Source organism: Kribbella sp. NPDC048837 (genome assembly GCF_055586945.1).
In genome coordinates this window covers 66,089-92,999 of the sequence record NZ_JBVJHF010000006.1, presented here as the reverse complement: position 1 = coordinate 92,999, position 26,911 = coordinate 66,089, and the positions used below count along the sequence as shown (strand labels likewise).

General features: G+C 69.2%; 27 protein-coding genes. 20 read left to right on the top strand and 7 right to left on the bottom strand.

What is annotated here, in order from left to right:
* Position 1: 1 nt before the first annotated feature.
* Complete coding sequence (locus ACZ6O0_RS27005) at positions 2 to 469, bottom strand: hypothetical protein (RefSeq protein ID WP_465767780.1); 468 nt, start codon at positions 467 to 469, stop codon at positions 2 to 4.
* A 107-nt stretch (positions 470 to 576) separates the two neighbouring features.
* Between ACZ6O0_RS27005 and ffh the strand changes: the two genes are divergently transcribed.
* From ffh to ACZ6O0_RS26970, 7 genes are all read left to right on the top strand, one after another.
* On the top strand, positions 577 to 2,142 hold the full coding sequence (gene ffh, locus ACZ6O0_RS27000; RefSeq protein WP_465767779.1) for a signal recognition particle protein: 1,566 nt from the start codon (positions 577 to 579) through the stop codon (positions 2,140 to 2,142).
* Between the two features lie 296 nt (positions 2,143 to 2,438).
* Complete coding sequence (locus ACZ6O0_RS26995) at positions 2,439 to 3,779, top strand: lytic transglycosylase domain-containing protein (protein WP_465767778.1); 1,341 nt, start codon at positions 2,439 to 2,441, stop codon at positions 3,777 to 3,779.
* Positions 3,780 to 4,028: 249 nt separating this feature from the next.
* Entirely contained in the window at positions 4,029 to 5,183 is a 1,155-nt protein-coding gene (locus ACZ6O0_RS26990; protein ID WP_465767777.1) for a lytic transglycosylase domain-containing protein, read from the top strand.
* 229 nt (positions 5,184 to 5,412) lie between these two features.
* A complete protein-coding gene (locus ACZ6O0_RS26985; RefSeq protein ID WP_465767776.1) occupies positions 5,413 to 6,507 on the top strand; it encodes an amidohydrolase family protein in 1,095 nt (364 codons plus the stop codon).
* A gap of 110 nt (positions 6,508 to 6,617) precedes the next feature.
* Positions 6,618 to 7,997 carry an N-acetylmuramoyl-L-alanine amidase gene (locus tag ACZ6O0_RS26980; RefSeq protein WP_465767775.1) on the top strand — a complete coding sequence of 460 codons (1,380 nt, stop codon included), beginning with the start codon at positions 6,618 to 6,620 and terminating at the stop codon, positions 7,995 to 7,997.
* A 60-nt stretch (positions 7,998 to 8,057) separates the two neighbouring features.
* Positions 8,058 to 9,293 (top strand): sensor histidine kinase, encoded by a 1,236-nt coding sequence (locus tag ACZ6O0_RS26975; RefSeq protein WP_465767774.1) that lies wholly within the window; start codon positions 8,058 to 8,060, stop codon positions 9,291 to 9,293.
* Positions 9,281 to 9,919, top strand: a complete 639-nt coding sequence (locus tag ACZ6O0_RS26970; RefSeq protein WP_465767773.1) for a LuxR C-terminal-related transcriptional regulator — start codon at positions 9,281 to 9,283, stop codon at positions 9,917 to 9,919. The genes ACZ6O0_RS26975 and ACZ6O0_RS26970 overlap by 13 nt, the downstream gene beginning before the upstream one ends.
* 163 nt (positions 9,920 to 10,082) lie before the next feature.
* Here the strand turns inward: ACZ6O0_RS26970 and ACZ6O0_RS26965 are convergent, their stop codons facing one another.
* Positions 10,083 to 11,432 carry a flotillin family protein gene (locus ACZ6O0_RS26965; RefSeq protein WP_465767772.1) on the bottom strand — a complete coding sequence of 450 codons (1,350 nt, stop codon included), beginning with the start codon at positions 11,430 to 11,432 and terminating at the stop codon, positions 10,083 to 10,085.
* Between the two features lie 21 nt (positions 11,433 to 11,453).
* Positions 11,454 to 11,648 carry a hypothetical protein gene (locus ACZ6O0_RS26960; protein ID WP_465767771.1) on the bottom strand — a complete coding sequence of 65 codons (195 nt, stop codon included), beginning with the start codon at positions 11,646 to 11,648 and terminating at the stop codon, positions 11,454 to 11,456.
* A gap of 123 nt (positions 11,649 to 11,771) precedes the next feature.
* On the opposite strand from ACZ6O0_RS26960, the gene ACZ6O0_RS26955 reads away from it, so the two are divergent.
* The gene (locus ACZ6O0_RS26955; RefSeq protein ID WP_465767770.1) at positions 11,772 to 12,155 is read left to right on the top strand and encodes a hypothetical protein; all 384 of its coding nucleotides are present in this window, start codon (positions 11,772 to 11,774) and stop codon (positions 12,153 to 12,155) included.
* Positions 12,091 to 14,400, top strand: a complete 2,310-nt coding sequence (locus ACZ6O0_RS26950; protein WP_465767769.1) for a caspase family protein — start codon at positions 12,091 to 12,093, stop codon at positions 14,398 to 14,400. Before ACZ6O0_RS26955 ends, ACZ6O0_RS26950 begins: the two co-directional genes overlap by 65 nt.
* Here ACZ6O0_RS26950 and ACZ6O0_RS26945 read toward each other — a convergent pair.
* The 4 genes from ACZ6O0_RS26945 to ACZ6O0_RS26930 are packed head-to-tail and all read right to left on the bottom strand — an operon-like array spanning position 14,366 to position 18,373.
* A complete protein-coding gene (locus ACZ6O0_RS26945) occupies positions 14,366 to 15,193 on the bottom strand; it encodes a carbohydrate ABC transporter permease (protein WP_465767768.1) in 828 nt (275 codons plus the stop codon). The two genes, ACZ6O0_RS26950 and ACZ6O0_RS26945, sit on opposite strands and share 35 nt — an antisense overlap.
* The gene (locus ACZ6O0_RS26940) at positions 15,190 to 16,137 is read right to left on the bottom strand and encodes a carbohydrate ABC transporter permease (protein ID WP_465767767.1); all 948 of its coding nucleotides are present in this window, start codon (positions 16,135 to 16,137) and stop codon (positions 15,190 to 15,192) included. Before ACZ6O0_RS26940 ends, ACZ6O0_RS26945 begins: the two co-directional genes overlap by 4 nt.
* A complete protein-coding gene (locus ACZ6O0_RS26935) occupies positions 16,134 to 17,420 on the bottom strand; it encodes an ABC transporter substrate-binding protein (protein ID WP_465767766.1) in 1,287 nt (428 codons plus the stop codon). The genes ACZ6O0_RS26940 and ACZ6O0_RS26935 overlap by 4 nt, the downstream gene beginning before the upstream one ends.
* Positions 17,421 to 17,425: 5 nt before the next feature.
* Positions 17,426 to 18,373 (bottom strand): carbohydrate kinase family protein, encoded by a 948-nt coding sequence (locus ACZ6O0_RS26930; RefSeq protein ID WP_465767765.1) that lies wholly within the window; start codon positions 18,371 to 18,373, stop codon positions 17,426 to 17,428.
* 127 nt (positions 18,374 to 18,500) lie between these two features.
* Between ACZ6O0_RS26930 and ACZ6O0_RS26925 the strand changes: the two genes are divergently transcribed.
* The 11 genes from ACZ6O0_RS26925 to ACZ6O0_RS26875 all read left to right on the top strand — a co-directional run bounded on the left by ACZ6O0_RS26925 (position 18,501) and on the right by ACZ6O0_RS26875 (position 26,752).
* Positions 18,501 to 19,253, top strand: coding sequence for a DeoR/GlpR family DNA-binding transcription regulator (locus ACZ6O0_RS26925; RefSeq protein ID WP_465767764.1), 753 nt, complete (start codon positions 18,501 to 18,503; stop codon positions 19,251 to 19,253).
* Positions 19,250 to 20,593 (top strand): 6-phospho-beta-glucosidase, encoded by a 1,344-nt coding sequence (locus ACZ6O0_RS26920; RefSeq protein WP_465767763.1) that lies wholly within the window; start codon positions 19,250 to 19,252, stop codon positions 20,591 to 20,593. Before ACZ6O0_RS26925 ends, ACZ6O0_RS26920 begins: the two co-directional genes overlap by 4 nt.
* 174 nt (positions 20,594 to 20,767) lie before the next feature.
* The gene (gene rpsP / locus ACZ6O0_RS26915; RefSeq protein WP_465767762.1) at positions 20,768 to 21,301 is read left to right on the top strand and encodes a 30S ribosomal protein S16; all 534 of its coding nucleotides are present in this window, start codon (positions 20,768 to 20,770) and stop codon (positions 21,299 to 21,301) included.
* A 5-nt stretch (positions 21,302 to 21,306) separates the two neighbouring features.
* Complete coding sequence (locus tag ACZ6O0_RS26910; RefSeq protein WP_465768285.1) at positions 21,307 to 21,558, top strand: RNA-binding protein; 252 nt, start codon at positions 21,307 to 21,309, stop codon at positions 21,556 to 21,558.
* Positions 21,559 to 21,666: 108 nt separating this feature from the next.
* Positions 21,667 to 22,209, top strand: coding sequence for a ribosome maturation factor RimM (rimM, locus tag ACZ6O0_RS26905; protein ID WP_465767761.1), 543 nt, complete (start codon positions 21,667 to 21,669; stop codon positions 22,207 to 22,209).
* Positions 22,199 to 23,398 (top strand): tRNA (guanosine(37)-N1)-methyltransferase TrmD, encoded by a 1,200-nt coding sequence (gene trmD / locus ACZ6O0_RS26900; protein WP_465767760.1) that lies wholly within the window; start codon positions 22,199 to 22,201, stop codon positions 23,396 to 23,398. Before rimM ends, trmD begins: the two co-directional genes overlap by 11 nt.
* A 154-nt stretch (positions 23,399 to 23,552) precedes the next feature.
* Positions 23,553 to 23,912, top strand: coding sequence for a 50S ribosomal protein L19 (gene rplS / locus ACZ6O0_RS26895; RefSeq protein ID WP_131355015.1), 360 nt, complete (start codon positions 23,553 to 23,555; stop codon positions 23,910 to 23,912).
* A 142-nt stretch (positions 23,913 to 24,054) separates the two neighbouring features.
* Entirely contained in the window at positions 24,055 to 24,684 is a 630-nt protein-coding gene (gene lepB / locus ACZ6O0_RS26890; RefSeq protein WP_465767759.1) for a signal peptidase I, read from the top strand.
* Entirely contained in the window at positions 24,681 to 25,445 is a 765-nt protein-coding gene (lepB, locus tag ACZ6O0_RS26885; protein WP_465767758.1) for a signal peptidase I, read from the top strand. The genes lepB (ACZ6O0_RS26890) and lepB (ACZ6O0_RS26885) overlap by 4 nt, the downstream gene beginning before the upstream one ends.
* Before the next feature lie 208 nt (positions 25,446 to 25,653).
* Positions 25,654 to 26,352 (top strand): ribonuclease HII, encoded by a 699-nt coding sequence (locus ACZ6O0_RS26880; RefSeq protein ID WP_465767757.1) that lies wholly within the window; start codon positions 25,654 to 25,656, stop codon positions 26,350 to 26,352.
* Positions 26,353 to 26,428: 76 nt separating this feature from the next.
* Positions 26,429 to 26,752, top strand: coding sequence for a DUF2469 domain-containing protein (locus tag ACZ6O0_RS26875; RefSeq protein ID WP_012922325.1), 324 nt, complete (start codon positions 26,429 to 26,431; stop codon positions 26,750 to 26,752).
* The last annotated feature ends 159 nt before the right edge of the window (positions 26,753 to 26,911 follow it).

Below are 26,911 nucleotides of genomic sequence, written 5' to 3'. Positions count from 1 at the left end.
TTCAGCTGCCGTGGCCGGTCGAGTCGTCGATTGGCCAGGTGGGGTCGCGCAGTTCGTCCTCGAGATGCTCGAGGGTCCGCGTCATCGCGCGGATGTGTGGCGCCTCGTCCTTGGCGGCACGGTCGGCGATGGCCCAGATCTGCCGACGTGCTTCCTCGAGGACCGCGATCTGCTCGGCCGGGGATCCATCGGCCCGGTGGGCGTCGGCGCTGATCCGGCCGGCCTCGTAGTACAGCGAACTCCATTCCCGGACAGGCTCGGGTGGATCGGCCAGTTCCTCGATCAGAGCCATGGTCCAGGTCCGGTCGTGCTCGGAGGCCTCCGCCGGTACGAGCGCGCGCAGGCCGGCCTGGACAGCGGATACATCCGCCTCGGGTTCGTTCCTGATCTTGTCCTGCGCTCGCAGGTACGCCAGGTTGAACCGCTCGACGTCGAACGGCATGCGCTCCTCCTCGGTCCGGTCGTGCACGAGCCCAACGCTAGCGATTTCGGGGGTGGGGGCGTGGGAGTTATCCACAGGTTGGGGGGCCGGTAGACTCGGGGGGTTCATTGCTTCGAGGAAACGGACTGTTTCTCGTGTTCGACACGCTTTCCGATCGGCTCTCGACCGCGTTCAAGAATCTGCGCGGCAAGGGCAAGCTGACCGATGCCGACATCGACGCGACCACCCGGGAGATCCGGATCGCGTTGCTGGAGGCGGATGTCGCGTTGCCGGTGGTGCGGGAGTTCATCGCGGCGGTCCGCGAGCGGGCCAGTGGCGCCGAGGTGCGCGGCGGGCTGAACCCGGCGCAGCAGGTCATCAAGATCGTCAACGAGGAACTGGTCAACATCCTCGGTGGCGAGACCCGCGAGCTGCGGATGGCGAAGCGCCCGCCGACGGTGATCATGCTCGCCGGTCTGCAGGGTGCCGGTAAGACCACCCTGGCCGGGAAGCTGGCCAAGTGGCTGAAGGAGACCCAGCACCAGACGCCGATGCTGGTCGCCGCGGACCTCCAGCGGCCGAACGCGGTCACCCAGCTCCAGGTGGTCGGCGACCGCGCCGGCGTACCGGTGTTCGCGCCCGAGCCGGGCAACGGCGTCGGGGACCCGGTCGAGGTCGCCCGGAAGGCGATGGACGAGGCGCGGACCAAGCAGCACAGCGTGGTGATCGTCGACACGGCCGGCCGGCTGGGTGTCGACGAGGAGCTGATGAAGCAGGCCGCCGACATCCGCGACGCGGTGAACCCGGACGAGATCCTGTTCGTGGTCGACGCGATGATCGGTCAGGACGCGGTCACCACCGCCCAGGCCTTCCTCGACGGGGTCGGCTTCGACGGCGTCGTGCTGTCCAAGCTCGACGGTGACGCCCGTGGTGGTGCCGCGCTGTCGATCGCGCAGGTCACCGGCCGCCAGGTGATGTTCGCCAGCAACGGCGAGAAGCTCGAGGACTTCGACGTCTTCCACCCCGACCGGATGGCCTCGCGCATCCTCGGCATGGGCGACGTGATGAGCCTGATCGAGCAGGCCGAGCGCTCCTTCGACGCCGAGGAGGCCGCGAAGACCGCGGCCAAGCTGCAGAAGCGCGGCGGCAAGGACTTCACGCTGGACGACTTCCTCGCCCAGATGCAGTCGGTCCGCAAGATGGGCCCGCTGACCAAGATCTTCGGCATGCTGCCCGGCGCGAACCAGTTCAAGGACCAGCTGGAGAACTTCGACGAGCGTGAGATCGACCGGATCGAGGCGGTCATCCACTCGATGACGCCGGCCGAGCGGAACGACCCGAACATCATCAACGGCTCCCGCCGGGCCCGGATCGCGAAGGGTTCGGGGACCGAGGTCGCCACCGTCAGCGGTCTGGTCGAGCGGTTCTTCGAGGCGCGGAAGATGATGGCCGCGATGGCCTCCGGCAAGGGGATCCCGGGGATGCCCGGGATGCCGGGCATGCCCGGTGCGGGCGCGGGCGGTGCGCGGAAGGCGAAGCAGCAGGCGAAGAAGGGCAAGAAGCGCGGCTCGGGCAACCCGGCCAAGCGGGCGAACCAGGGCAACCCCCAGCCGCAGGTGCCGCAGCCGGGTCAGCTGCCGGCCGCGTTCGGCGGCGGTCAGACCGGCGGCGACTTCGAGCTGCCCGACGACCTCAAGAAGATGCTGGGCGGCGACAAGTAGCCAGCGGTACGCCGCTGCCCGATCGGGCGAACCTCCGACGGGAGGCCCGAGCGGACCGGCGTACGGCGGTCAGGTGTCGGAACTGTCATGCGCTTGGCAGGTCCGGCCCCGGCATCGTCGGCGTACGGTGAAAGCCGGGGGTGTGAACTCTCGGTGACGTCTGACCGAACCCTCGTTGGGCAGCCGGTCACAGCATGAAGTGGCGCACCGTTACCGGTTGTCCACGACCCGGTGACGACTAAGATCGTGCCTACGCCCGAAGAGACACACTGCGGAATGCGCCGAGGACGGTTCGGATGAGGCAGCAGTTCAAGAACCTGGACACGTGGCGGGGGAAGCTCTCCGCGACCTGTGCCTGCTTGGCTCCGCCTACCGCCATGGTCGCCGTGTTCGTCGTCGGTGGTGTCACGTCGAACACGTTCATCGTCGACGCGCACGCGCTCGCCGCCCCGCGCCAGGACGCGGTCTTCGACGAGCTGGCCAACACCGTCCCGAAGCAACCGGGTGTCGACGGCAGCCTCCCGACGCAGGAGAAGTCGACGATCCAGGTGCCGGTCACGGGGACGACGGACGGCACGGTGCAACCGATCCCCGGCATCACCGGTGACACCTCGGGCATCCCGGGCACGGTGCTGGCGGCGTACCAGAAGGCCGCGAACGATCTCGCGCTGGCGATGCCCGGCTGTCATCTGACCTGGCCACTGCTGGCCGGCATCGGCAAGGTCGAGTCCGCGCACGCGAGCGGCGGCCGGGTCGAGCCGAACGGGAACACCCGCGGCAAGATCCTCGGTCCGGTGCTGGACGGCGGCCCGGGGATGGCCGCGATCGCGGACACCGACCAGGGTGTGTACGACGGCAACACGAGCTGGGACCGCGCGGTCGGGCCGATGCAGTTCATCCCGGGCACGTGGAAGGCGTTCGGCGCCGATGGCAACGGTGACGGGGTCAAGGACCCGCACAACGTGTTCGACGCGGCGCGGGCGGCCGGGGACTACCTGTGCGCCGGCGGTGCGAACCTGTCCGACCCGGCGGGCCTGGTGCAGGCGGTGCTGCGCTACAACCACTCGATGGACTACGTGTCGACCGTGCTGCGGTGGATGCAGTCGTACAGCCGGCAGACGGTGACGATCCCGGACACGCAGGGCGAGATCACCACGCCGGACGACAACGGCAACGTCGACCAAACGAACAACCCGACCCGTGTGTCGACGCCCACGCCGACTCCGACGCCGACCGTCCAGCCCACCACCGTGCCCACGACCGCCCCGACGACGGCACCGAGTACGACGAAGCCGACGACGCCGACGCCGACGAACACGCAGGCGACTCCGCCGACCACCACGCCGAAGCCGCCGTTCACGCCGACGCCGACCCCGAAGCCGACTCCCACACCGACCCCCACACCGACGCCGACGCCGACTCCCACGCCGACGGACACCCCGACGCCGACGCCCACGCCGACGGACACCCCCACGCCGACGCCGACCTGTACGCCGGCTCCGACGGAGACCCCGACGACCACGCCGACGGTCACCCCGACCGAGACCCCGGCGCCCTGCACCACCACCGGCCCGGAGTCGGAGCCGACCCGGACGGCGGCGGCCACGCCCAGCCAGGCGCCTCAGAGCGGCAGCTGAACCCGGGGTTTCAACCGCGGGTCAGCGGGCAGATTACCTGCGGTTCGCGCCCTTCCGCGGCGCCCTGCACGCCTGTCCGGTGCCCGTTGTCAGGCGTGTTGGCGGGTCAGGTAACTTTGCGTCGTCTTGATGTAACTTTCTGGCGTATAGATCGTTGAGGGGACTATGCGCCTAACCCGTAGTGGTAACCGTCGGGTCAAAATCATCATCGCTTCACTGTGCACAGCCCCGCTCCTGGTCGGGGCCATCGTGACAGTCGCCTCGGGCGGAGCCGGTGCCTCCGGAACGCTCGCGGCGGACAGCCCGGTCGCCCCCTCGCCTGGAGCCGGGCTGAACAGCGGTGAGTTCGACGAACTGACGATGATCGTGCCGCAGCGTCCCGGGGTGGACGGCCGGCTCGGATCTGACAAGCCCGCCCGCGCCGACGTGCCCGTGCAGGGAGCGACCGACGGGCGCTCCGTCGTCCGCCCCGGCCGGCCGAACGCCGTGAACGGCATCCCGCGCGGGGTGTTCCCCGCCTACCGCCGGGCCACCGCGAACCTCGCGGTCGTCCGGCCGAACTGCGGGCTGACCTGGCCGTTGCTGGCCGGGATCGGCAAGGTCGAGTCCGACCACGCCAGCGGGGGCCGGGTCGACGTGGCCGGCACCACCCGGGGGAAGATCCTCGGCCCGGTGCTGAACGGCCGCGGCGGCAACGGCCGGATCACCGACACCGACAAGGGCAAGTACGACGGTGACCTGACCTGGGACCGGGCGGTCGGGCCGATGCAGATCATCCCGCAGGTCTGGGACGAGTTCGGGGCCGACGGCAACGGCGACGGCTACCGCAACCCGAACAACGTGTACGACGCGGTCACCACGGTCGCCGTGGTGCTGTGCTCCGAGGGCGACGACCTGAAGCAGCCGCGCGACCTGGTCGCCTCGCTGTTGCGCTACCAGCACTCCAAGGACTTCGTCGCGACCGTGCTGAAGTGGATGCGGGTCTACAGCAAGAACGCGGTGCTCGTGCCGAACGAGAAGGGCGGCCTGTCGGTGCCGAAGTCGACCGGCAACGCCGAGCGCAAGGTCGACCCGCGCGAGGTCCCGGACATCCCGGACGACACCACGCCGACGAAGGCCACGGCGACGCCGACGCCGACGGTGCAGCCGTCGACGCCGGTCGGCGAGGTGACGCAGCCGGACCCGATCGACACCCCGACGCACCGGCCGACCCGGCCGACGCCGACGAAGACGCCGACCAAGACCCCCACCAAGACGCCGAGTCCCACGCCGACCCCGACCCCGACGCCGACTCCCACGGACACGCCGAGCCAGACCCCGTCGAACACCCCGTCCGGTACGCCGTGCGCCGGCGGCGACGACCCGACGCCCACCTGCACCCCCGGCGGCGGCTCCCACGGCTGACCCGAGCAACGGCTGGACCCCGAGCAACGGCTGGATGAGAGCAACGGCCAGGCGAGCACCGGCGGACGTGAGGAACGGCGGATGTGAGCAATGGCCGAGGGCGAGCACCGGCGGACGTGAGGAACGGCGGACGTGAGCAATGGCCGAGGGTGAGCGCCGGCGGACGTGAGGGACGGCTCACCCCGGCAGCGGCTGACCTGCGGGGCCGAGGCCGGATACGGTCGGCGGTATGACCGAACCCGGCGTACTCAGGCTCGTCGGCACGGTGTTGCCGGCCGGTGAGCAGCAGGAGATCCACCTCAGCGGTGGGCTGGTCGTCGACCGGCCCACCGCTGCCGATGTCAGCACCGTGCACACCGGCGGCTGGATCCTGCCCGGCCTGGTCGACGCGCACTGCCACATCGGCCTCGACCAGCACGGCGCCGTCGACGAGGAGACCCAGGAGCGGCAGGCGATCACCGACCGGGACGCCGGCGCCCTGCTGGTCCGGGACGCCGGCGTGGCGTCGGACACCCGCTGGATCGACGACCGTGCGGACCTGCCGAAGATCATCCGGGCCGGCCGCCACATCGCCCGCTCGAAGCGGTACATCCGCAACTACGGCTGGGAGATCGAGCCGGACGAACTGGTCGCGTACGTCGAGCAGGAGGCGCGCCGGGGTGACGGCTGGGTCAAGCTGGTCGGCGACTGGATCGACCGCGACGCCGGAGACCTCACCGCCTGCTGGCCCGCCGAGGCCCTGAACGCGGCGATCGCCCGCGCCCACGAGCTCGGCGCCCGGGTCACCGCCCACGTCTTCGGCGAGCAGGCCCTCCCGGATCTCCTTGCCGCCGGCATCGACTGCATCGAGCACGGCACCGGCCTGCTGCCGGACATGCTCGACCGGATGGCCGAGCACGGCGTCGCGGTGGTCCCGACGCTGATCCAGCTGGAGAACTTCCCGCAGTACGCCGATCAGGCCGCCGCGAAGTTCCCGGTCTACTCGGCCCACATGCGCGACCTCTACGACCGCCGCCTCGAGCGGCTCCGGGACGCCTACGAGGCCGGCGTACCGGTGTACGCCGGGACCGACGCGGGCGGCGTCCTCGGGCACGGCCTGGTGGCGCAGGAGATCCAGGCCCTGACCACGATCGGCCTGTCGGGGGAGGAGGCGCTCAGCGCCGGGTCGTGGGGAGCCCGGGAGTGGTTGGGCGCCCCGAGCAACCTCCAGCCCGGTGATCCCGCCGATCTGGTCGTGTACGACGAGGATCCGCGCGTCAGTCCCGCCGTACTGACGCACCCGCGGCTGATCGCACTCCGTGGGGCAGTCGTGTTCAAGCGGTGACGGGAAAAAACTCACTCAAACCCTGGATCTAGCGGAAGATTTTGGCCTAGCGTGACCCCTGGGACCGCCGACGCCCCTCGGCGGACCGAATCAGGGGAAGGAACCGCCCGATGGGGAAACTCCAGCTTTCTTTGGCAGCCCGAGTACCCAGACTGTCCGCACTCCTGGCCGTTGCCGCCACCGGCGCTCTCGCCGTGAGTGCCCTGCCGAGCAACGCCGCCGAACCGGCGCAATCCGCCGGTCAGCCAGACCTCTCGTCCGCTTTCCAGACCGCCGCCGCCAAGTACGACGTACCGCGTGAGGTGCTCGTCAGCGTCGGATTCGCCGAGTCGCATCTCGACGGCCACGACGGCCGGCCGAGCCAGGCGAACGGCTACGGCGTGATGCATCTGGTCAGCAACAACCAGAACACAACGATGTCCGAGGCATCCGAACTCACCGGCCTGCCGGTCGGGAAGCTTGCCAAAGACAACATGTCGAACATCCTCGGCGCCGCCGCCGTCCTGGACTCGTACGCCGACCAGGCCGGCCTGACCGATCGATCCGACCTCGGCAAGTGGTACGGCGTGGTCGCGAGGTACTCGCACTCCGCCGACGGCCCGACCGCCCGGCTGTACACCGACGAGGTCTACCGGATCGTCGGCACAGGTGTCCGCACCGCCGGCGTGGTCACCGAGCCGAAGAAGGTCACCCCGCAGCTCGGCAGCTACGCCAAGGTCGCCCCGCTCGGGACCCGGACCAAGTCCTCGGTCCAGGCCGTCGACTACCCCGGCGCGATCTGGAACGCGGCCAGCACCAGCAACTACCGGGTCGGCCGGACCCAGGCGATCTCCACCATCGTCATCCACGTGACCCAGGGCTCGTACGCCGGCACGATCAGCTGGTTCAAGAACCCGTCGGCCCAGGTGAGCGCGCACTACGTGATCCGCTCCAGCGACGGCCAGGTCACCCAGATGGTCGCGGAGAAGGACACCGCCTGGCACGTCCGGACCGAGAACCCGTACACGATCGGCATCGAGCACGAGGGCTTCGTCGACCAGCCGTCCTGGTTCACCGACGCGATGTACCGGTCGTCGGCGGCGCTGACCCGCAACATCGCCGACCGCCGCGGCATCCCGAAGGACCGGGCCCACATCAAGGGCCACAGCGAGATGCCGAACAACGACCACACCGACCCGGGTCCGAACTGGAACTGGACGTACTACCTGCAGCTGGTGAACGGCGGCGACCCGAACCCGCCGGAGTACAACTTCACCACCTACGGCAGCGGGGTCCGGGTCCGCTCGGCGCCGAGCCTGTCCGCGTCGATCCTCACCGAGCTGCCCGGCCCGACCCAGGTGTACGTCGTCTGCCAGGTCCAGGGCGACCCGGTCACGGCCGAAGGCACCACGAACAACTGGTGGGCCAAGCTGCGCGACCAGGGTGGCTACATGACCAACATCTACATCCAGGATCCGAACCCGAAGCTCCCCGGCGTTCCAGAGTGCTAGAGGCTGAACAGTAGAGCCTGCTGTACCGACTGGGCCGGCTGCCTGGCGGAGGATTGAGCCATGGTGACGAACATCCTCGCGCGAGGCGGCCGGGCCAGTGCCTACCTGGCGATCCGCTACGTGCGCGCACTGCTGTTGTTACTCGCGCTGCCCAACGGACTGCTGCTCGGCTGGCTGATCCCGCCGTTCACCGGCGCACTGGTGCGGCTGGCCAACAGCGAGCGCGAGCGCGCGGCCAGGTACCTCGGCGTGCCATCGGGCCCGCCGCTGCCGGCGGCCGCGCCGCGCCGGCCTGGGGACGTGGTCGCCTTGTTCAGGGACAGGTCCTTCAAGCGCAGCCTGTGGCTGCTGCTGATGCCGCTCGCCATGATCCCGGAACTGTTCGTCGTGGTCTACGGAGTGGTCGGCGTACCGGCAGCAGTCGTCGGCATGCTGCTGTGGAAGCTCTCCCCGGGCAACTTCACGCTCAACGGTGTCGACGTGGACAGCTGGACCGAGGCGCTCACCAACGGCCCGGCGCAGATTGTCGGCAGCCTGCTCGCCCTGGGCTGGTTGGCTCCGTTGGTGGCGCGTGGACACGCCCATGCGGTCCGCAACCTGCTGGCACCCACTGACTCCGAGCTGGAGACCGCCAGACTCGCGCAGCGGGTCGAGGAGCTGACCAGGAGCCGGGCCGGGGCGGTGGACTCGCACGGAGCGGAGCTACGCCGGATCGAACGCGACCTGCACGACGGCACTCAGGCGCAACTGGTCTCGCTGGCCATGCGGATCGGCATCGCGAAGCAGACCATGGCCGAGGACCCGGAGAAGGCCGCCAAGTTGCTGGACGACGCCCGTGACGGCGCAGAGCAGGCCATGAACGAGCTACGCGGCGTACTCCGGACCATGTACCCGCCGATCCTCGCCGACCGTGGTCTGGCCGGCGCGGTCTCCGCGCTCTGCGCTCGCTGCCCACTGCCGGTGGATCTCCGGATGGGCGAGCTGGGCGACGTCCCGGCCGCGGTCGAAGCCGCCGCGTACTTCGTCGTCGCCGAGTCACTCACCAACATCACCAAGCACTCCGCCGCCGGGCACGTCGACGTACGGATGGAGCGGCGCGGTGCGGAGCTCTACCTCGCGATCACCGACGACGGGATCGGTGGAGCGCGGATCAACGAGCAGTCCGACCTGCTGGGCCGGGGGAGCGGACTGCATGGCATGCTCCACCGGGTGGAGGCGATCGATGGCCAGTTGGAGCTGCAGAGCCCGATCGGCGGGCCGACCACGGTCGAGGTGATCCTCCCGTGCGGGTCGTGATCCTCGAGGACAACCCGATCCTGGCCGAGGGCCTCGGTCTGCTGCTCGGCAACTCCGGCTTCGAGGTGGTCGCGGTGGCCGGTGACGCCGACGGGTTCGCCAAGGTGATGAGCGATCAGCGTCCCGACATCGCGATCGTCGACGTACGCCTCCCGCCGACCTTCACCGACGAGGGTCTCCGCGCGGCGATCGAGGCCCGCCGGGTCCGGCCCGGGCTCCCGGTGCTGGTGTTCTCGCAGTACGTCGAGGAGATCTACGCGGCCGAGCTCCTCGCCGCCGGCAGCGAAGGCGTCGGCTACCTGCTGAAGGACCGCGTGTCCCGGGTCGACGAGTTCCTCGAGGCGGTACGCCGGGTGGCCGCCGGAGGGACCGTACTCGACCCGGAGGTGGTCAGCCAGCTGATGGTCAAGCGGAGCAGCCCGCTGGACCGCCTCACGCCCCGCGAACGCGAGGTCCTCGCGCTGATGGCGGAGGGACTCGGCAACACGGCGATCGCCGAGAAGCTGGTGATCTCCGAAGGTGCCGTCCACAAGCACGTCGGCAACGTCTTCCTCAAGCTCGACCTGCCGCCGACCGACTCCGGTCACCGCCGGGTTCTCGCCGTCCTGGCGCACCTGGGTCTCTAGCTCAACAGATAGGCACGCCGGGAAGCTGCGCGGAGGGGTAGTCGATGTAGATGTTGGTGATGAACCCACCCTGGTCGCGGAGCTTCGACCACCAGTTGTTCGTGCTCGGTGCCGCCACCAGCGTGGCGGCACCGAGCAGGAGCGCGGAACCGGTAGTTGAATGTCAGGCCGTCTCGTCCGGCACCGACTCCAGCAGCGGCTTGTCGTTCTTCGGGGCGCTCAGCGAGTCGATCAGCTGCTTGGCCAGCGCGAACCCCGAGCCGCCCATCGTGATGGTCTTCACCAGCGTGTCCTCGATGCCCTGGGCACCGTTGAGCACCACCATGTTGCCGACCTTCTCGAACGAGCCCGCCGCCGCGGCGACGATCTGCGGGTAGGCCTCGGCCAGCTGCTGCGCGACGACCGCGTCGGTGTTGGTGGCCAGCGCCTCGGCCCGGGCCTTGATACCGGCCGCCTCGGCCATCGCCTTCGCCTGAACCGCGGCGGCCTCGGCCTTACCGGTCAGCTCGGTCGCCTTCGCCTCGGCCTCACCGCGCAGCTGGACCTCCCGGGCGTTCGCCTCGGCGGCCGCGATCTGCGCGTCCCGGGCGGCCTGGGCCAGCGTGCGCTGCTTGTACGCCTCGGCGTCGGCCGGCTTCAGCACCGACGACTCGAGCTGCTTCTCGGCCAGCGACGCGTTCAGCTTCGCGGTCTCCGTCTCGGCGACGACGACCTCCTGTCGGGCCAGCGCCTCGGCCAGCGGACCGGACTGCGACGCCTTCGAGTTCGCCTGGTCGACCTCGGCCTGGTACCCGGCCTGGGCGATCGAGCTCTGCCGGACCGCGGCGGCCTTGGCCGCGGCCGCGACCTGCTCGCGCTCGGTCGCCTCGCGGTCCCGCTCGGCCTGCGCGATCCGGGCCGCGGCCTCGACCGCGGCGGCCTGCGGACGGCCGAGGTTGCGGATGTAGCCGGACTCGTCGTCGATCTCCTGGATCTGCAGCGAGTCGACCACCAGGCCGAGCTTCTCCATGTCGCCGGCCAGCGAGCCGCGGATGTTCGTGGTCAGCGTCTCCCGGTCGTGCAGCATCTCCTCGACCGTGGTCGAGCCGACGATCGCCCGCAGGTGACCGGCGAACAGCTCGTGGATGGTGCTCATCACCTGCTCGTCGCTCTGCTCCAGGAACCGCCGGGCCGCGTTCGCGATCGAGCCGTAGTCGTCACCGACCTTGTACGCCGTGACGCCCTTGATGTGCAGCGGGATGCCCTGGCTGGACACGCAGGTGACGGTCAGCGGGGTGGCGCGGATGTCCAGCGGCAGCCGCCGTACCGTCTGGAAGCCCGGCAGCACGGCGGTGCCGCGGCCGACGACGATCTTGAAGCCGAGGGTCTCGTTCACCTGCTCCGTGCTCGAGTGCGCGCCGAGGCCGGAGATGATCAGTGCCTCGTTCGGCTCCGCCACCCGCCAGACCATCCGGAACAGGATCAGAAGCACGACCACCGCCACCGCGGCGATGATCAGGTACGTCCAGAGCATTTCCCCTCCAGGGAAAGAAAGTTAGATGGCCCGAGCGACATAGACGGTGCGCGGCGGGTCGAAGTCGACCACGACGATCTGCGTGCCCACCTCGATCACCTCGCCGGTCGCGGGGTAAGCGTAGAAGGCCTCGGTGGCACCCCGGACCGGCAGCATCACTTCGCCGACGATCCCCGGTGCGATCCGGCCGATCACCCGTCCCCGCTTGCCCACCATGACGACCCTCCGACGCAACTCCGGCTGCTCCAGTTCCCGAAGCCTAGCCGTCCGCGTGCTTGTCGGCGGAGCCGTCCGGGGCGCATGGTTGAAACGTCGGCCTGGGGGTGGTGGGGAGGGGCCATGGGCGAGGAAGTCCAGGTCGGGGTTGTCGACGACGAGGCCAGCGAGGAACAGCTCGAGGTGCTGGCGCTGCTGCTCCGGCAGGAGTTGCTGATGCTCGACGTCCGTTCGGTCGAGCCGTACGGAGAGGGGGACGCACCGGAGGGTTCGCGGGGTGGCCTGGCTGCCATAGCGGGGGTGCTGAGCGTCTCACTGGCGCCAGGGCTGCAGGTGCTCGGCTCCGTCGTGACGGTGATCCGGGAGTGGCTGCGCAGGTCCGGGACCGGGCGGTCAGTGAAGCTCGCGATCGACGGTGACACGATCGAGCTGACCGGCGCCAGTGACGAGGTGCAGCAGCAGCTCGTCGACGCGTTCGTACGACGTCATGCTGGAGCGGACGTGTGAGATGGACGGCTCCCGCTTCGCGCTCGTCGTGGCGAACGACCAGTACGACGATCCCGGGCTGCGGCGCCTGATCGCGCCGGCGCAGGACGCGGCCGCGCTGGCCGAGGTGCTCGCCGACCCGGCGGTCGGTGGGTTCGAGGTGAAGGTCCTGCACAACGAGGCGGCGCAGGAGATCCGGTTCGCGGTCGAGGACTTCTTCGCCGACCGGGCGCCGGAGGACCTGCTGTTGCTGCACTTCTCCTGCCATGGCTTGAAGAACGCGGCCGGTGAGTTGTTCCTCGCGGTCGCGGACACGATGCCGACCAGGCTCGCGTCGACCGCCGTCGCCGCGGATTTCGTCAACCGGCAGATGGCGGACAGCAGAGCGCAGCGGATCGCGTTGTTCCTGGACTGTTGCTACGGCGGCGCGTTCCCGCGCGGCATGGTCGTCCGCGCGGCCGGTGAGGCACAGGTCCGCGACGCCTTCGCCGGCCAGGCCGAGGTAGGCGGCGGTCGCGGGCGGGTGGTGGTGACCGCGTCCAGCGCGATGGAGTACGCCTTCGAGGGTGGTCAGTTGGCGACCGACGCGGCGCCGGCTCCCTCGGTGTTCAGCAGTGCGGTCGTGGACGGGTTGACGACCGGCGAGGCGGATCGCGACGGCGACGGGTGGGTCGGCCTCACCGAACTGGTCGGGTACGTGACGGATCGGGTCCACCGCGTCACTCCGAACCAGAACCCGCAGATGTGGACGTTCGGGTCCCAGGGCGAACTGCTGATCGCCCGCAGCCGGATCCGCCGGATCACCCCGGCGCCGCTCGCACCCGAACTGATCGAGGCGATGGAGAGTCCGTTGCCGGCGGCAAGGTTCGGCGTGGTCGACTACCTGCGCGAGCGGTTGGGCGCGACCGACCTCAGCCAGGCCTACGCCGCGTGGCAGGCGCTGCAGCCGATGGTGGACGACGACAGCCGGCGGGTCGCGGAGGCCGCCACGGACGCGTTGACCGACGGCGTTCCGCGGGTGACGCCCGCGGTCCTCGACCTCGGTACGACGCGTTCGGGCGAGATCCGGTTGGAGGGTACGCCGATCGCACTGACCGCGGTGGCGTCAGCGAGCGTCCCTTGGCTCACGGCGGAGCAGGACGGGCCGGTCATCCGGGTCCGGGCCGACGAGGTGGGAGACGACGAGGCATCGGTGATCCTCACCGGACCTACGTGCGACCTGACGATCCCGGTCCACCTGACCATGCCGGACACCGAGTCCGAACCTCCGCCACCACCTCCCGAACCAGAACCAGGCCCACCCCAACCGGCACCCCAGCCGGAGCCACCGCACGTCGAACCCGCCGCGCTCGCCGCGCAGGCGGTCGCCGCGCAGGTGGTCACCTCGCCACCGGTCCAGGCCACCGCCGAGCCTGAGACCACGCCGCCGGTCCGGGCCACCAGCGAGCCTGAGACCACGCCGCCGGCCCCCGCCGCCCGCGAGCCTGAGACCACGCCGCCGGCCCCCACCACCGGCGAGGCCGAATCCGCGCCGCCCTGGTGGCTGATCGCCGTACTGGTCGCCGGCTCGGGACTTCTCGTCTACCTGAACTGGCCGGGAGCGCAGTACTCCCGCTATCTGTGGAAGGACGCCGACAACACCGGGTGGCACTTGTATCGCACCTGGTACGACCCGGCGATCGTGGGCTCGGTCGTCGCCTTGCTGGCGAGCCTGTTCGCGCGGTCGGCAGGAACGGTCGCGCTCGGAGTCGTGGCGGGCTGCGCCGTGGCGATGATCCAGGGCGGTCTGCTGATCCTCGGCGGCGGGATCTCCTACCTCGAAACGGGCACGTGGATCGCCTCGACCGCGATCGCCATCGGCCTGGCCGCCGCACTCCTGATCGTGCTGCGGCCGCGGAGCTGGCCGCTCCTGCCGGTTCCGCCGCCGGCCGCGGCCATCGCCGTCGGTGGCGTCGTGCTGATGCTGGTGAGCCCGTCGATCACGCACGGCGACGGCATCTCGTTCTTCACCGTCACCCCGCTGGCGGCACTGCACTCGATCGTGGCGATCGGACTCGCCTGGTCGGCCCTGGCCGCGGTCGACGCCAGAACCAAGACGTGGTTGACCGCGGCCACGGTGACCTATTCGGTCCTCGGCATCATCGGCGCGATTCCTGCCTGGACCGAAGGGCAATCTCCGGCCGACTTCCTCACGGGGGCCGCGGGGAACGCCCTGATCCTGATCGCCGTTCTCATCCCCGTACTGCGCCCTCAGTCGCGCCCTTGATGAACTGGCGCGCGAAGATCGCGAAGACGATGACGAGTGGCACCATCGCCATCAACGCGCCTGTCATCACCATGCTGTAGTCGACGCCGTGGGCGCGGTTCAGCGTGGACAGCGCCACCTGCAACGTGAGGTGGTCGGGGTTGGTGAGCACGATCAGCGGCCACATGTAGTCGTTCCAGGACGCGACGAACGTGAAGATGCCGAGGAACGCCAGCGCCGGGCGGGCCGACGGCAGCGCGACATGCCAGTAGGTGCCCATGAACCCGCAGCCGTCCAGCGTCGCCGCCTCGACCAGCTCGTCGTGGATCGAGTTCTGGAAGTACTGCCGCATCCAGAAGATGCCGAAGGCGTTCGCCGCCCCGGGGATGATCAGCGCCTTGAGCGAGCCGACCCAGCCGAGCAGCGCCATCGTCTGGAACTGCGGTACGGCGGCCAGTTGGGCCGGCAGCAACATCGTCGCCAACAGGACGACGAACAGCACCCGCCGCCCGGGGAACCGGAACTTGGCGAACGTGAACGCGGCCAGCGAGTCGAAGAACAGCACCAGCAGCGTCGTCGAGATCGCCACGATCGCGGTGTTGGCCATCGACTGGAAGAACGCCACGTTCGCGAGCACCTGGCGGACGTTGTCGTCGAACTGCGAGCCGAAGCTGAACTTCGGCGGGAACCGGTAGATGTCCGCCGTACTGTTCGACGCCATGATGATGGTCCAGGCGAACGGGAACATGAACACCAACAGGGCCAGCACGAGGGCAGCGTGCAGCGCGAGACCGCGCAGCCGGTAACGCGTCATCGGTCCTCTCCTCGCCCGCGGAAGATCCGCCAGTTGATTGCGGTGAACAACAGCACGAGCAGGAAGATGCTGAGCGCGATCGCGGCGGCGTACCCGTAGTCGTTGTCCAGGAACGCGGCCCGGTAGAAGAACAGCACCACGGTCATGCCGCTCTGGCCGGTGCCGCCGCTGTTGCCGACCATCACCTGCGGCTCGGTGAAGGTCTGCAGTCCGCCGATGGTCGAGATGACCACGGTGAACAGCACCACCGGTCGCAGCTGCGGCAGCGTGATCGAGAAGAACGTCCGTACGGCGCCGGCACCGTCGACCTTGGCCGCTTCGTACTGCTCCCGTGGGATCGCCTGCAGACCGGCCAGATAGATGAGCGTGTTGTACCCGACCCATTGCCACACGATCATCGTCGAGATCGCGATCTTGATCCCCCACGGCTGGCCGAGCCAGTCCTGCTGCGGGATGCCGAGCGAGCGCAGAGCGGCGTTGACGAGGCCGAAGTTCGTGCTGAACACCGAGCTGAAGAAGATCGCCATCGCGACCAGCGACGTGACGTTCGGGATGAAGTACGCGATCCGGTAGACGTTCGTGAACCGTACGGCGGACTGCAGCATCACCGCGAGCACGAGGGCGATCGCCAGCGTCGGGACCGTGGACATCAGGAACAGGACGACGGTGTTCTTCAGCGCCAGCCAGAACGTCGGGTCCTCGACCAGGAACCGGAAGTTGTCCAGGCCGGTGAACCGGCGGGCGCTCAGGCCGTCCCAGCGCTGGAACGCCAGCACGATCGTCGACAGCATCGGGTACAGCCCGAAGACCGCGAACAACAGGTAGAACGGCGACAGCGCCAGGTAGAACCGCCAGTACGACCAGATCCCCCGGCCGCGCCGCCGACCGGCAGGGGACCCGGTCAGCGGCGCGGTCGATCGCGGCACGGTCGCCGTTCCGGTCACTGCACCCCCTGCCGCTTGGCGATCGCCTTCGCCTTCGAGACCGCGGAGGTCCAGGCGGCGTCGGAGGTCTTCGAGCCGGTCTGCACGGTCTTGAGCTCGTCGTGGAACGGCGCGGCGACGGCGTCGTCGAACGGGCTCTGGTACGCCACCGGGATGGACTTGGCGGCCGGGCCGAAGGTGTCGATCGGCACCTGCCCGCCGAAGAACGGGTCGGCCGCCTTCAGCTGCGCCTTGTCGTACGCGCCCGGGGCGGAGGGGAAGATCTGCGCGTCGGCGAAGGCCTTCGCCTCGTTGTCCGGGCTGAGCATGTACTTGATCACCTCGAACGCCTTCTGCGGGTCGGCCGCGTTCTTGGTAATCGCGAGGAACGAGCCGCCGAAGTTGGCCGGGCCGCTCGGCGTCGGGGCCAGCCGCCACTTGCCGACGCTGGTCTTGACCGCGGACTTGATGTCCAGCGCGACCCAGGCGGCACCGATGTGCGCGGGGATCGTGCCCTGGTCGAGGCCGGCGTTCCAGTCCGGGCTGCCGCTCGGCGTCTTGCCGTCGATCTTCAGCGTCATCGCCTTGACCGAGGTGTCCCAGGCCTTGCGGATGTGGTCCTGGTCGCCGATGAACTTGTTGTCCTTGGAGATGTACCGCTCGGTGCCCTGGCCGACGACCATGTCGTACAGGTCGGTGGCGTCCCAGACCAGCGGTGCCTTCGGGTTCGCCTTCTTCAGCTCGACCCCGGCGGCGAAGAAGTCGTCCCAGGTCTTCATCTGCTCGGCCACCTTGGCCGGGTCGCTCGGCAGTCCGCCGGCCGCGAAGACGTCCTCGCGGTAGAACAGGGCGGTCGGGCCGACGTCGATCGGCAGCCCGAGCACCTTGCCGTCCAAGGTCGTCGCCTGCGCGACCTTCCAGTCCAGGTAGTCGCCGAGGATCGAGTCCGCGCCGACCGTCTTCAGGTCCACGAACCGGTCGGCCTGCGGCAGCAGCGAGGCGATGTCCTCGCCCTTGAGACCGGTGATGTCCGGGATCCCGGTCCCGCCGTTGAACGTGGTGATCAGCTTCTGCTTGAAGTCTCCGCCGATCTCGGAGTACTTGATCTTCGGGTCGGGGAAGTGCGCGATGGTGTCGTCGAGCACGGACTTGCCCAGACCGCCCGGCCAGCACCACATCGTCAGCTCAGTGGTGGTGTTCTTCTTCGTCGTCGTCCCGGTGTCCATCCCGGACGAGCAGCCGACCAGGGATCCGCCGATCACGGCGGTGAAGCCCCCGAGCAGCGTCCGACGTGAGAGCTCCATTGGTTCTACCTTCCTGAGTGGGCGCTGATCAGCGCTTGGAGGTGGTGGTCTTCGGGGTGCGCGGCCTGCCAGGCCGCGAGGTCCGCCCAGCGGGGCGCCGCATCGGCGCCGCCGAGCCGGGTGACCGACAGCGCCGCTGCGAGGGCGGCGAACCGAACGCGCTGCTCGAGCGACAGCTCCCACAGCGTGGCGGCGATGAAACCGGCGGCGAACACATCACCCGCCCCGGTGGTGTCCGCCGCCGGGACCTGGTACGCGGGTACGGCGACCTGCTCGCCGGTACGGGCGTCGAGTGCAAGGGCTCCCGCGGCACCGTCGGACACGACGACCAACGGCACCTGGTCCGCCAGCCGCCGGAGTGCCTGCTCCGGAGTGTCCGTCCGGGTGTAGTTCATGGCCTCTTCGGCGTTCGGCAGGAACACGTCGCAGTGCTCGAGCTGGTCGAGGACCGCGGGGTCCCACTGCTCCGACGGGTCCCACCCGACATCGGCGAACACCACACAGCCGGCCGCCTTCGCCTTCGCCAGCCACTCGTTCGGCCAGGGTCCGATGTGGGCGGCGACGGCTCGGGCGGCCGGCGGTGCGGTGATCAGCTCGTCGGCCGACAGCAGGGGAGGGGTGCCCCGCGTGACCAGTGCCCGATCGCCCGCGTAGGCGAGGGCCACGGTCAGCGGGGTCTGCCAGCCGACGAGCTTGCGGGAGAGAGTCAGATCGATGCCTTCCGCGGTCAGGCTGTCCCAGACGCGGTCGCCCTCCGGGTCCGCGCCGAAGGCCGCGGCCAGTCCGGTCCGGAGCCCCAGCCGGGCCAGGGCGACGGCGAAGTTCGCGATGCCGCCGGGGCTCTCCTGGGAGCCGGTGGCCCACACCTCGGTCCCCGGGCGCGGCGGAGTGGGCAGGCTGAGCACCAGGTCCTGGAAGACCAGGCCGGACACAACGACGTCCAGCTCACTCATAAACACTCCATAGATCTGCAGGGTCGATCAAACTCGTGCATGAATCTTGAATCTACTACGCAAGATCCGCAATACCTGATCACGACTTTGACTGAAAATGACAGAGTTTGCGTGATACGGTCTGCGTGTGCTTCCGAAGCAGCGACAGGACCAGATCATTCGCGCGCTCCGGGCCGACGGGGCCGGGGGCGTCAAAGTGCTGGCGTCCAAGCTCGGCGTCAGTGAGGCGACCATCCGCCGCGACCTCGAGCAGTTGCACGCCGAAGGCCGCCTCACCCGGGTGTACGGCGGTGCGCTCGCGGTCGACGGCGGCGACGAGCCGTTCGCGGACGTGAACGCCGTCCATGCCGAGGAGAAGGACCGGATCGCGCGCCGGGCCGCGGAGTTGGTGAGCGACGGCGAGTCGGTGCTGCTCGACATCGGCACGACCGCCCTGCGCGTCGCGCAGCATCTGCACGGCCGGTCGGTGACAGTGGTGACGAGCAACCTCGCCGTACTCGAGGAGTTGGAGAACGACGAGCAGATCGAGTTGATCGTGCTCGGCGGGTTCGTCCGGCGGAGTTATCGGTCGCTGGTGGGGTATCTGACTGAGGAGAGCCTGCGGCAGATCCATGTCGACTGGCTGTTCCTGGGCACCAGCGGTGTCCGGCCGGACGGGCGGGTGATGGACAGCACGATGATCGAGGTGCCGGTGAAGCGCGCGATGATCCAGGCCGCCGACCGCGTGGTGCTGCTCGCCGACCAGACGAAGTTTCCCGGGCACGGGGTCGCACGGGTGTGCGAACCGGCCGAGCTGTTCATGGTGGTGACCGAGCCCGGCGCCGACGAGGCGACCCGGGCCCAATTGACGGAGGCGGGCGTGCAGGTGGTGCTGGCGTGAGACTGACGATCCTCGGCGGCGGTGGGTTCCGGGTCCCGCTCGTCTACCAGGCGCTACTCGGCGACCGCGGTCCCGGCCGGATCACCTCGGTGGTGCTGTACGACGCCGACCGGACGCGGCTGGCCTCGATCGGCGCGGTCCTGCGTCAGCAGGCGGCCGGTGCGGCCGATGCACCAGTGGTGACCGAGACGACCGATCTGGATGACGCACTGCAGGGCGCGGACTTCATCTTCTCCGCGATCCGCGTCGGCGGACTCGAGGGCCGGACGGTCGACGAACGAGTGGCGCTGGACCTCGGCGTCCTGGGGCAGGAGACCGTCGGGGCGGGTGGCATCGCCTACGGCCTGCGGACCCTGCCGGTCGCGGTGCAGATCGCCCAGCGGATCGCCGCGGTGGCACCCGAGGCCTGGGTCATCAACTTCACCAACCCGGCCGGCATGGTGACCGAGGCGATGATCCCGTACCTGGGGGACCGCGTGATCGGCATCTGCGACTCACCTTCGGGGCTCGGCCGGCGAGCGGCGCTTGCGCTCGGCGTGGATCCGTCGACCGCGTTCTACGACTACGCGGGGCTAAACCACCTCGGCTGGCTGCGAGGGTTGCGGTCCGGCGGCGTCGACCGGCTGCCCGCGCTCCTCGAGTCGTCCGACGCGCTGTCCTCCTTCGAGGAGGGACGGCTGTTCGGGGCCGACTGGCTGCGGTCGCTCGGCTCGATCCCCAACGAGTACCTGCATTACTACTACTTCGCCCGGGAGACGCTGGCCGCCGTACAAGCGGTGAAGCAGACGCGGGGGACGTTCTTGTTGGAGCAGCAGTCCGCGTTCTACGCGGAGACGGCTGAGCATCCGGAGCGGGCGCTGGAGCTTTGGCAGAAGACGCGGGCCGAGCGTGAGTCGACGTACATGGTGGAGAGCCGTGAGGTCGCCGACGCGGGGGAGCGCGACGAACGCGACATGGCAGCCGGTGGGTATGAACAGGTCGCGCTGTCGCTGATGCGGGCGATCGCACACAACGAGCGGGCGTCGTTGATCCTGAACGTGCGCAACCGCGGCGTGCTGCACCACCTGGACGACAATGCGGTGGTCGAGATCCCCTGCACGGTCGACGCCAACGGCGCACTCCCGGTCACTGTGTCCCAGCTCACGGACCACCAGGCCGGACTGGTCTGTTCGGTGAAGGCCGTCGAGCGGTCGACCATCGAAGCTGCCACCTCCGGCTCCCGGGACGCCGCGCTGCGGGCCTTCGCCTGGCATCCTCTGATCGACTCGGTGACCGCCGCCCGGAAGTTGCTGGACTCCTACGCCGGGCAGTTGCCGGGGCTGTCCCGGTTCCGGGCTTGACACCGGATTGGTCGGCGTACCCCACCATCTGGCAGAATGGTCGGCTGAGTCCGTCCAGGTTCGTGCAGCCCTCTAACTCCACTGCCTGGTTCGGCCCATTCGAGTGGTCACCCGTTGTCCCCACGACGCTGTGCTGCTCACCCAGACATGTAATCCGAGGGAGACCCCACAAACGTGGCAGTCAAGATCCGTTTGAAGCGCATCGGCAAGAAGCGTGCGCCGCACTACCGCATCGTCGTGATGGACGCCCGCACCAAGCGTGACGGCCGCGCCATCGAGGAGATCGGTAAGTACAACCCGAAGACCGAGCCGTCGTTCATCCACGTCGAGTCGGACCGGGCGCAGTACTGGCTGGGCGTCGGCGCGCAGCCGACCGAGGCCGTCGAGGCGATCTTCAAGGCCTCCGGCGACTGGCAGAAGTTCAAGGGTGAGGCCGCTCCGGCGCCGCTGCGGGTCAAGGAGCCGAAGCGGGACAAGCAGGAGATCTTCAACGAGGCCCTCGCCGAGGCGCACGGCACGCTGAAGACCGAGGCCGTCACCGCCAAGAAGACCGCGGCCAAGAAGACGGCCGAGAAGAAGGACGACGCGCCCAAGGCTGACGAGGCGAAGGCCGAGGAGCCGAAGGCCGAGGAGCCGAAGGCCGAGGCCGCTGAGGCCCCGGCCGAGGCTGCCGCCGAGGCCGCGCCGGCCGACGACGCCAAGGCCTGACCATGATGGAGACCGAGGCGCTCGAGCACCTGGTCCGAGGCATCGTGGACAACCCCGACGACGTCAGCGTCCGGGCCCGGAACCTGCGGCGTGGCCGCACCCTCGAGGTGCACGTCAACCCCGACGACATCGGCAAGGTGATCGGCCGCAACGGCCGCACCGCCACCGCGATCCGTACCGTCGTCGGCGCCCTCAGCTCCGAGTCCTCCCTGCGCATCGACTTCGTCGACGAGCTCAACCGGCGCCCGCGCCGCTGACTCGCAGCAGTCCCCGAAGGGCCGCACCCCACCGGGTGCGGCCCTTCGCCCTATCCTCAGGTGACTCCTCAGGTGAATCGTCGTGTCTGCAGAGAAAGGTTTGTGCGGGTGTTGGTGACTGTCGGGCGGATCGGCCGGGCGCACGGGATCAAGGGCGAGGTCGGGGTCGACGTCCGGACGGACGAGCCGGACCGGCGGTTCGCGGACGGCGCGACCCTGGTGACGGACTCGAAAGTGCCGCGGACGCTGACCGTGGCCGCAAGCCGGTGGCACAGTGGTCGGCTGCTGGTGAAGTTCGCCGACGTGCCGGACCGGACCGCGGCCGAGCAGTTGCGCAACCTGGTCGTGCTGGCCGAGGTGGACGAGGATGAGCGCCCCGAGGACCCGGACGAGTACTACGACCGTGAACTGATCGGCCTCGCCGTCCGGACGTCCGACGGTGTCGAGGCCGGCGAGGTGGTCGACGTCGTGCACCTGCCGTCCCAGGACCTGCTGGAGATCCGCCGCCCGGCCGGCAACGTCGTACTCGTGCCGCTGGTCGAGCAGCTGGTCCCGGAGATCAACGTGGACAAGCAGTACGTCGTCGTGGCCGACCGGCCAGGTCTGCTGGACCCGGAGGGCGCCGAGGTGGTCCCGACCGATGAGGCTTGACGTCGTCACGATCTTCCCGGAGTACCTGGCCGCACTCGACGTCTCCCTGGTCGGCAAAGCGGCCAAGAGCGGTCTCCTGGACATCCATGTCCACGATCTGCGCGACTGGACCCACGACCGGCACCGGACCGCCGACGACACCCCGTACGGCGGTGGCGCGGGCATGGTGATGAAGCCGGAGCCGTGGGGTGAGGCCCTCGACGCCATCGCGCCGGTGGACGGTCCGACGCAGCCGAGACTGATCGTGCCGACGCCCGCGGGCCGTCCTTTTACTCAGGAGCTCGCCTACGAGCTCGCGGCCGAGCCATGGCTCGCGTTCGCGTGTGGCCGGTACGAGGGCATCGACGCGCGGGTGGCGTCGTACGCCGGTGAGCGGATGCGCGTCGACGAGGTCTCCATCGGCGACTACGTGCTCAACGGCGGAGAGGTCGCCGTACTCGTGATGGTCGAGGCAGTGGCTCGCCTCCTGCCGGGGGTGATCGGCAACCCGGAGTCCCTCGCCGAGGAGTCCCACTCCGGCGACGGCCTACTCGAGTACCCGGTCTATACGAAGCCGCCGAGCTGGCGCGGGTACGACGTACCCGACGTACTGCTCTCCGGGAACCACGGTCTGATCGCGCAGTGGCGCCACGACGAGTCGGTACGCCGTACTGCGGAACGTCGGCCTGATCTGCTCGCGGCATGGGGCGATGCGGTTGCGGGGAAGGACGATGCGGCGTCGCAGGTCCGGGTCCTGCCCGCCACGGAGGCTGACGCGGGGGAGATCCACACACTCCAGTTGGCGTCGTTCCTGTCGGAGGGCCGGATCTACGACGACCTGAGCATCCCGCCGCTGACGGAGGAGCCGACCGCGAGTGTTGAGCGCCTTGGGCGGGGCGGCGTACTGAAGGCGGTCGCGGGCACCAGGATCGTCGGCTCGGTCCAGCTGACCGTGGACGGCTCGGTGGGGCGCATCGAGCGGCTTGTCGTCGCACCGGACTGGCAGGGCCGCGGGCTGGGTGCACGGCTGCTGCAGGTGGCCGAGAAGCTCGCGCCGGCCGAGGTCACGACGTACGAGCTGAACACCGGTGCGGAGAGTGAGCGCAACCTCGCGCTGTACCGGAAGGCCGGTTACCGTGAGATCAGACGGGAGCAACAGACCGCGAAGGTCGAGCTGGTCCTGCTCGCCAAGCGTCGCAAGCGGCGCTGATTTCGGATCCGCTGGGGCGGTGTGGCAAGATTGCTCGTTGCTGCCCTTCGGTGCTCCTGCCACAGGGGGTGACCACCGACCGGCAGCCTTTTGATGACTTCATCACCACGACATTCGTGGGTGACCTGTGGCACGCGCGAGGAAGAGACACCTGATGAGCAACATCCTGAACGAGCTCGACAACGCGAGCAAGCGCGACGACATCCCCGCCTTCCGTCCCGGTGACACCGTCAAGGTGCACGTCAAGGTCGTCGAGGGCAACCGGTCCCGCGTCCAGGTGTTCCAGGGTGTCGTGATCCGGCGCCAGGGTGGTGGCCTGCAGGAGACCTTCACGGTCCGCAAGGTCAGCTTCGGCGTCGGCGTGGAGCGGACCTTCCCGCTGCACACCCCGATCGTCGAGAAGGTCGAGGTCGTGACCCGCGGCGACGTCCGCCGGGCCAAGCTGTACTACCTGCGCGAGCTGCGCGGCAAGGCAGCCAAGATCAAGGAGAAGCGGGACGTCCCGGCCTCCTGAGCGCCACTGACGACGACGGTCACCTATGGCGCCGAGCACTGCGACTCGCGCTCGCCCTCGCCCAGCACAGAGGGCACGTCGCAGCAAAGGACGTCACCGCAGGCTGAAGCAGCGGAATCCGCTGCTCAGTCTGCTTGTCGAGATGACCACCGTGACGGTGCTCGCACTCGTCATCACGGTGGTGCTGCGGCTGTTCGTCGCGGAAGCGTTCTACGTCCCGTCGGAGTCGATGTACGACACGCTGACCAAGGACGACCGGATCCTGGCCGAGAAGATCAGCTATCTGCACCGGGACGTCGACCGCGGCGACATCATCGTCTTCAAAGACCCCGGCAACTGGCTGAACGAGGCACAGCCCGAGCCCGGTCCGTTCCGCAAGGTCGGTGAGTTCGTCGGCATCCTGCCGCGCAGCGGCGAGGGACACCTGGTCAAGCGGGTCATCGGCATCGGCGGTGACAAGGTGGTCTGCTGCAACAAGGCCGGCCAGATCACGGTGAACGGGATCCCGCTCGACGAACGTGAGTACCTGTTGAAGGACGCCAAGCCGTCGGAGGTACCGTTCAGCGTGGTGGTGCCGCCCGGCCACCTGTGGGTGATGGGCGACAACCGCGCCGAATCCGCCGACTCCCGTGCCCATATGGGCGGCCCCGGTGGTGGATTCGTGCCGGTCGAGAACGTGGTTGGCCGGGCCTGTTGCGTAATCTGGCCGTCTGACCGGATGACGATGCTGCGTCCTCCGGAAACCTTCAAGAAGCCGGGGCTGAAGAAGTGACCGATACACCGACCAAGACGGACGCCAAATCCGCCCACCGCTCAGGCTTCGGGGCGGCGGCCCGCGAATTCGTGCTGATCGTGGTCGGGGCCCTGATCGTCTCGTCGATCCTGCGGGCGTTCGTCGGGCAGATGTTCATCATCCCGAGCGAGTCGATGGAGAACACCCTGCTGGTCGGGGACCGGGTCGTGGTCGAGAAGCTCACCGACGTCAAGCGCGGTGACGTGGTCGTCTTCGAGGATCCGGGCGGCTGGCTCGGCCCGGAGGAGAGCGGCCAGAAGCGCGGCTCGATCGGCCGGTTCTTCGAGGTCGTCGGCCTGCTGCCGGACTCCAGCCACGGTCACCTGATCAAGCGCCTGATCGGCATGCCGGGGGACAAGGTCGCCTGCTGTGACTCCAAGGGCCGGCTGCTCGTGAACGGTCAGCCGCTCGACGAGACCAGCTATCTGTATCCGGGTGACGCGCCGTCGCAGATGGAGTTCCAGGTCACCGTCCCGGCCGGCCGGGTGTTCGTGATGGGTGACCATCGCTCCGCCTCCGGGGACTCCCGCGTCCATCTGCAGGACACCGACGCCGACGGCGGCAATCAGGGCGACGCGGCATTCGTTCCGATGGACAAGATCACCGGCCGGGCGATCATGATCGTCTGGCCCGCGGGCCGCTGGGGCAAACTCGGCGTACCGGATACCTTCAAAGCCGTTCCAGCGCCCGGGCCTGCCCCGGACAAACCCTCGATCTCCCTCACCCCACCACCCAAGTGAGCGAATCCCCGGTGCCTCTCTCAACCTCTCGCCCACCGGCCCCGGCAACACCTTCCAGCCTTCGTCTTCACCGCCGCGATCTCGGTACCGGCATCCCGTACCCGGACCTCCACGCTGCCCGTACGACTGCCGTCGTCCCGGGTGCGGACCTGCTGCGGACTTGGTCGGCGGGGCTGCCTAGGGTGGGGTGTGTGATGCGGAGGGCTGCATGAGCGAGTTGCCGCGGGGGAGCACGGTCCGGCGGGACGCCGGCCTGTACGGGTACGAGCGGGCGCTGCGCCGCGTCGGCCTGGACCCGATCGCCGGCGTCGACGAGGCCGGGCGCGGACCGTGCGCCGGCCCGCTGGTCGCCGCCGCGGTGATCCTGCCCGACGGCAAGCGCGGCCAGATCCCCGAGCTCGCCGACTCCAAGCTCCTCACCGCCAAGGCCCGCGACCGGTGCTACGACGAGATCCGCAAACGCGCCCTCGCCTGGTCGGTGGTCTCCATCGAGTCCACCGAGTGCGACCGCCTCGGGATGCACGTCGCCAACGTGGAAGCCCTCCGGCGGGCGCTGTTCCGACTCGACGTCCGGCCGTCGTACGTGCTGACCGACGGCTTCGGCGTCGACGGCCTCGACGTACCGGGCCTGGCGATCTGGAAGGGTGACCGCGTGGCGGCTTGTATCGCGGCGGCGTCTGTGATCGCCAAAGTGACCCGGGACCGGGTGATGGAGCACTGGGACAAGGTGTACCCGCAGTACGGGTTCGGGATCCACAAGGGCTACTGCACGCCTGAACACCAGGCGGCACTGGACGAATACGGCCCGTGCCCGCAACATCGACGGCGGTTCGAGAATGTCCGCCGCAGTCTGCGGCCCGATATGGGACAGAATGTGACCAGTCCCACCGGAGTGGAGAGCCTGTGAGTGAGCGTAGCGAGCGAACCAGTAACGCAGCGCCCCTTAGCGCTCAGGCCGGAGCCGAGCGTAGCGAGGTGCAGGCATGAGCGCTGACGACCTCGAGAAGTACGAGACCGATATGGAGCTGCAGCTCTATCGGGAGTACAAGGACGTCGTCGGGATCTTCAAGTACGTCGTGGAGACCGAACGGCGCTTCTACCTGTGCAACGCGGTCGACCTCAAGGTCCGCACCGAGGGTGGCGACGTGTACTTCGAGGTGACGATGGCCGACGCCTGGGTCTGGGACGTCTACCGTTCCGCCCGCTTCGTCAAGAACGCCAAGGTCGTCACCTTCCGCGACGTCAACATCGAGGAACTCGCCAAGTCCGACCTGGAAGTCCCCAAAGACTCCGACTTCGGCCGCTGACCCACCGCACCACCCCGACCGGCCCAGGCCCCAGCAGCCCCGACCCACTCACCGGGTCGGCTCACCGGGTCGGCTCACCGGGTCGGCTCACCGGGTCGGCTCACCGGGTCGGCTCACCGGGTCGGCTCACCGGGTCGGCTCACCGGGTCGGCTCACCGT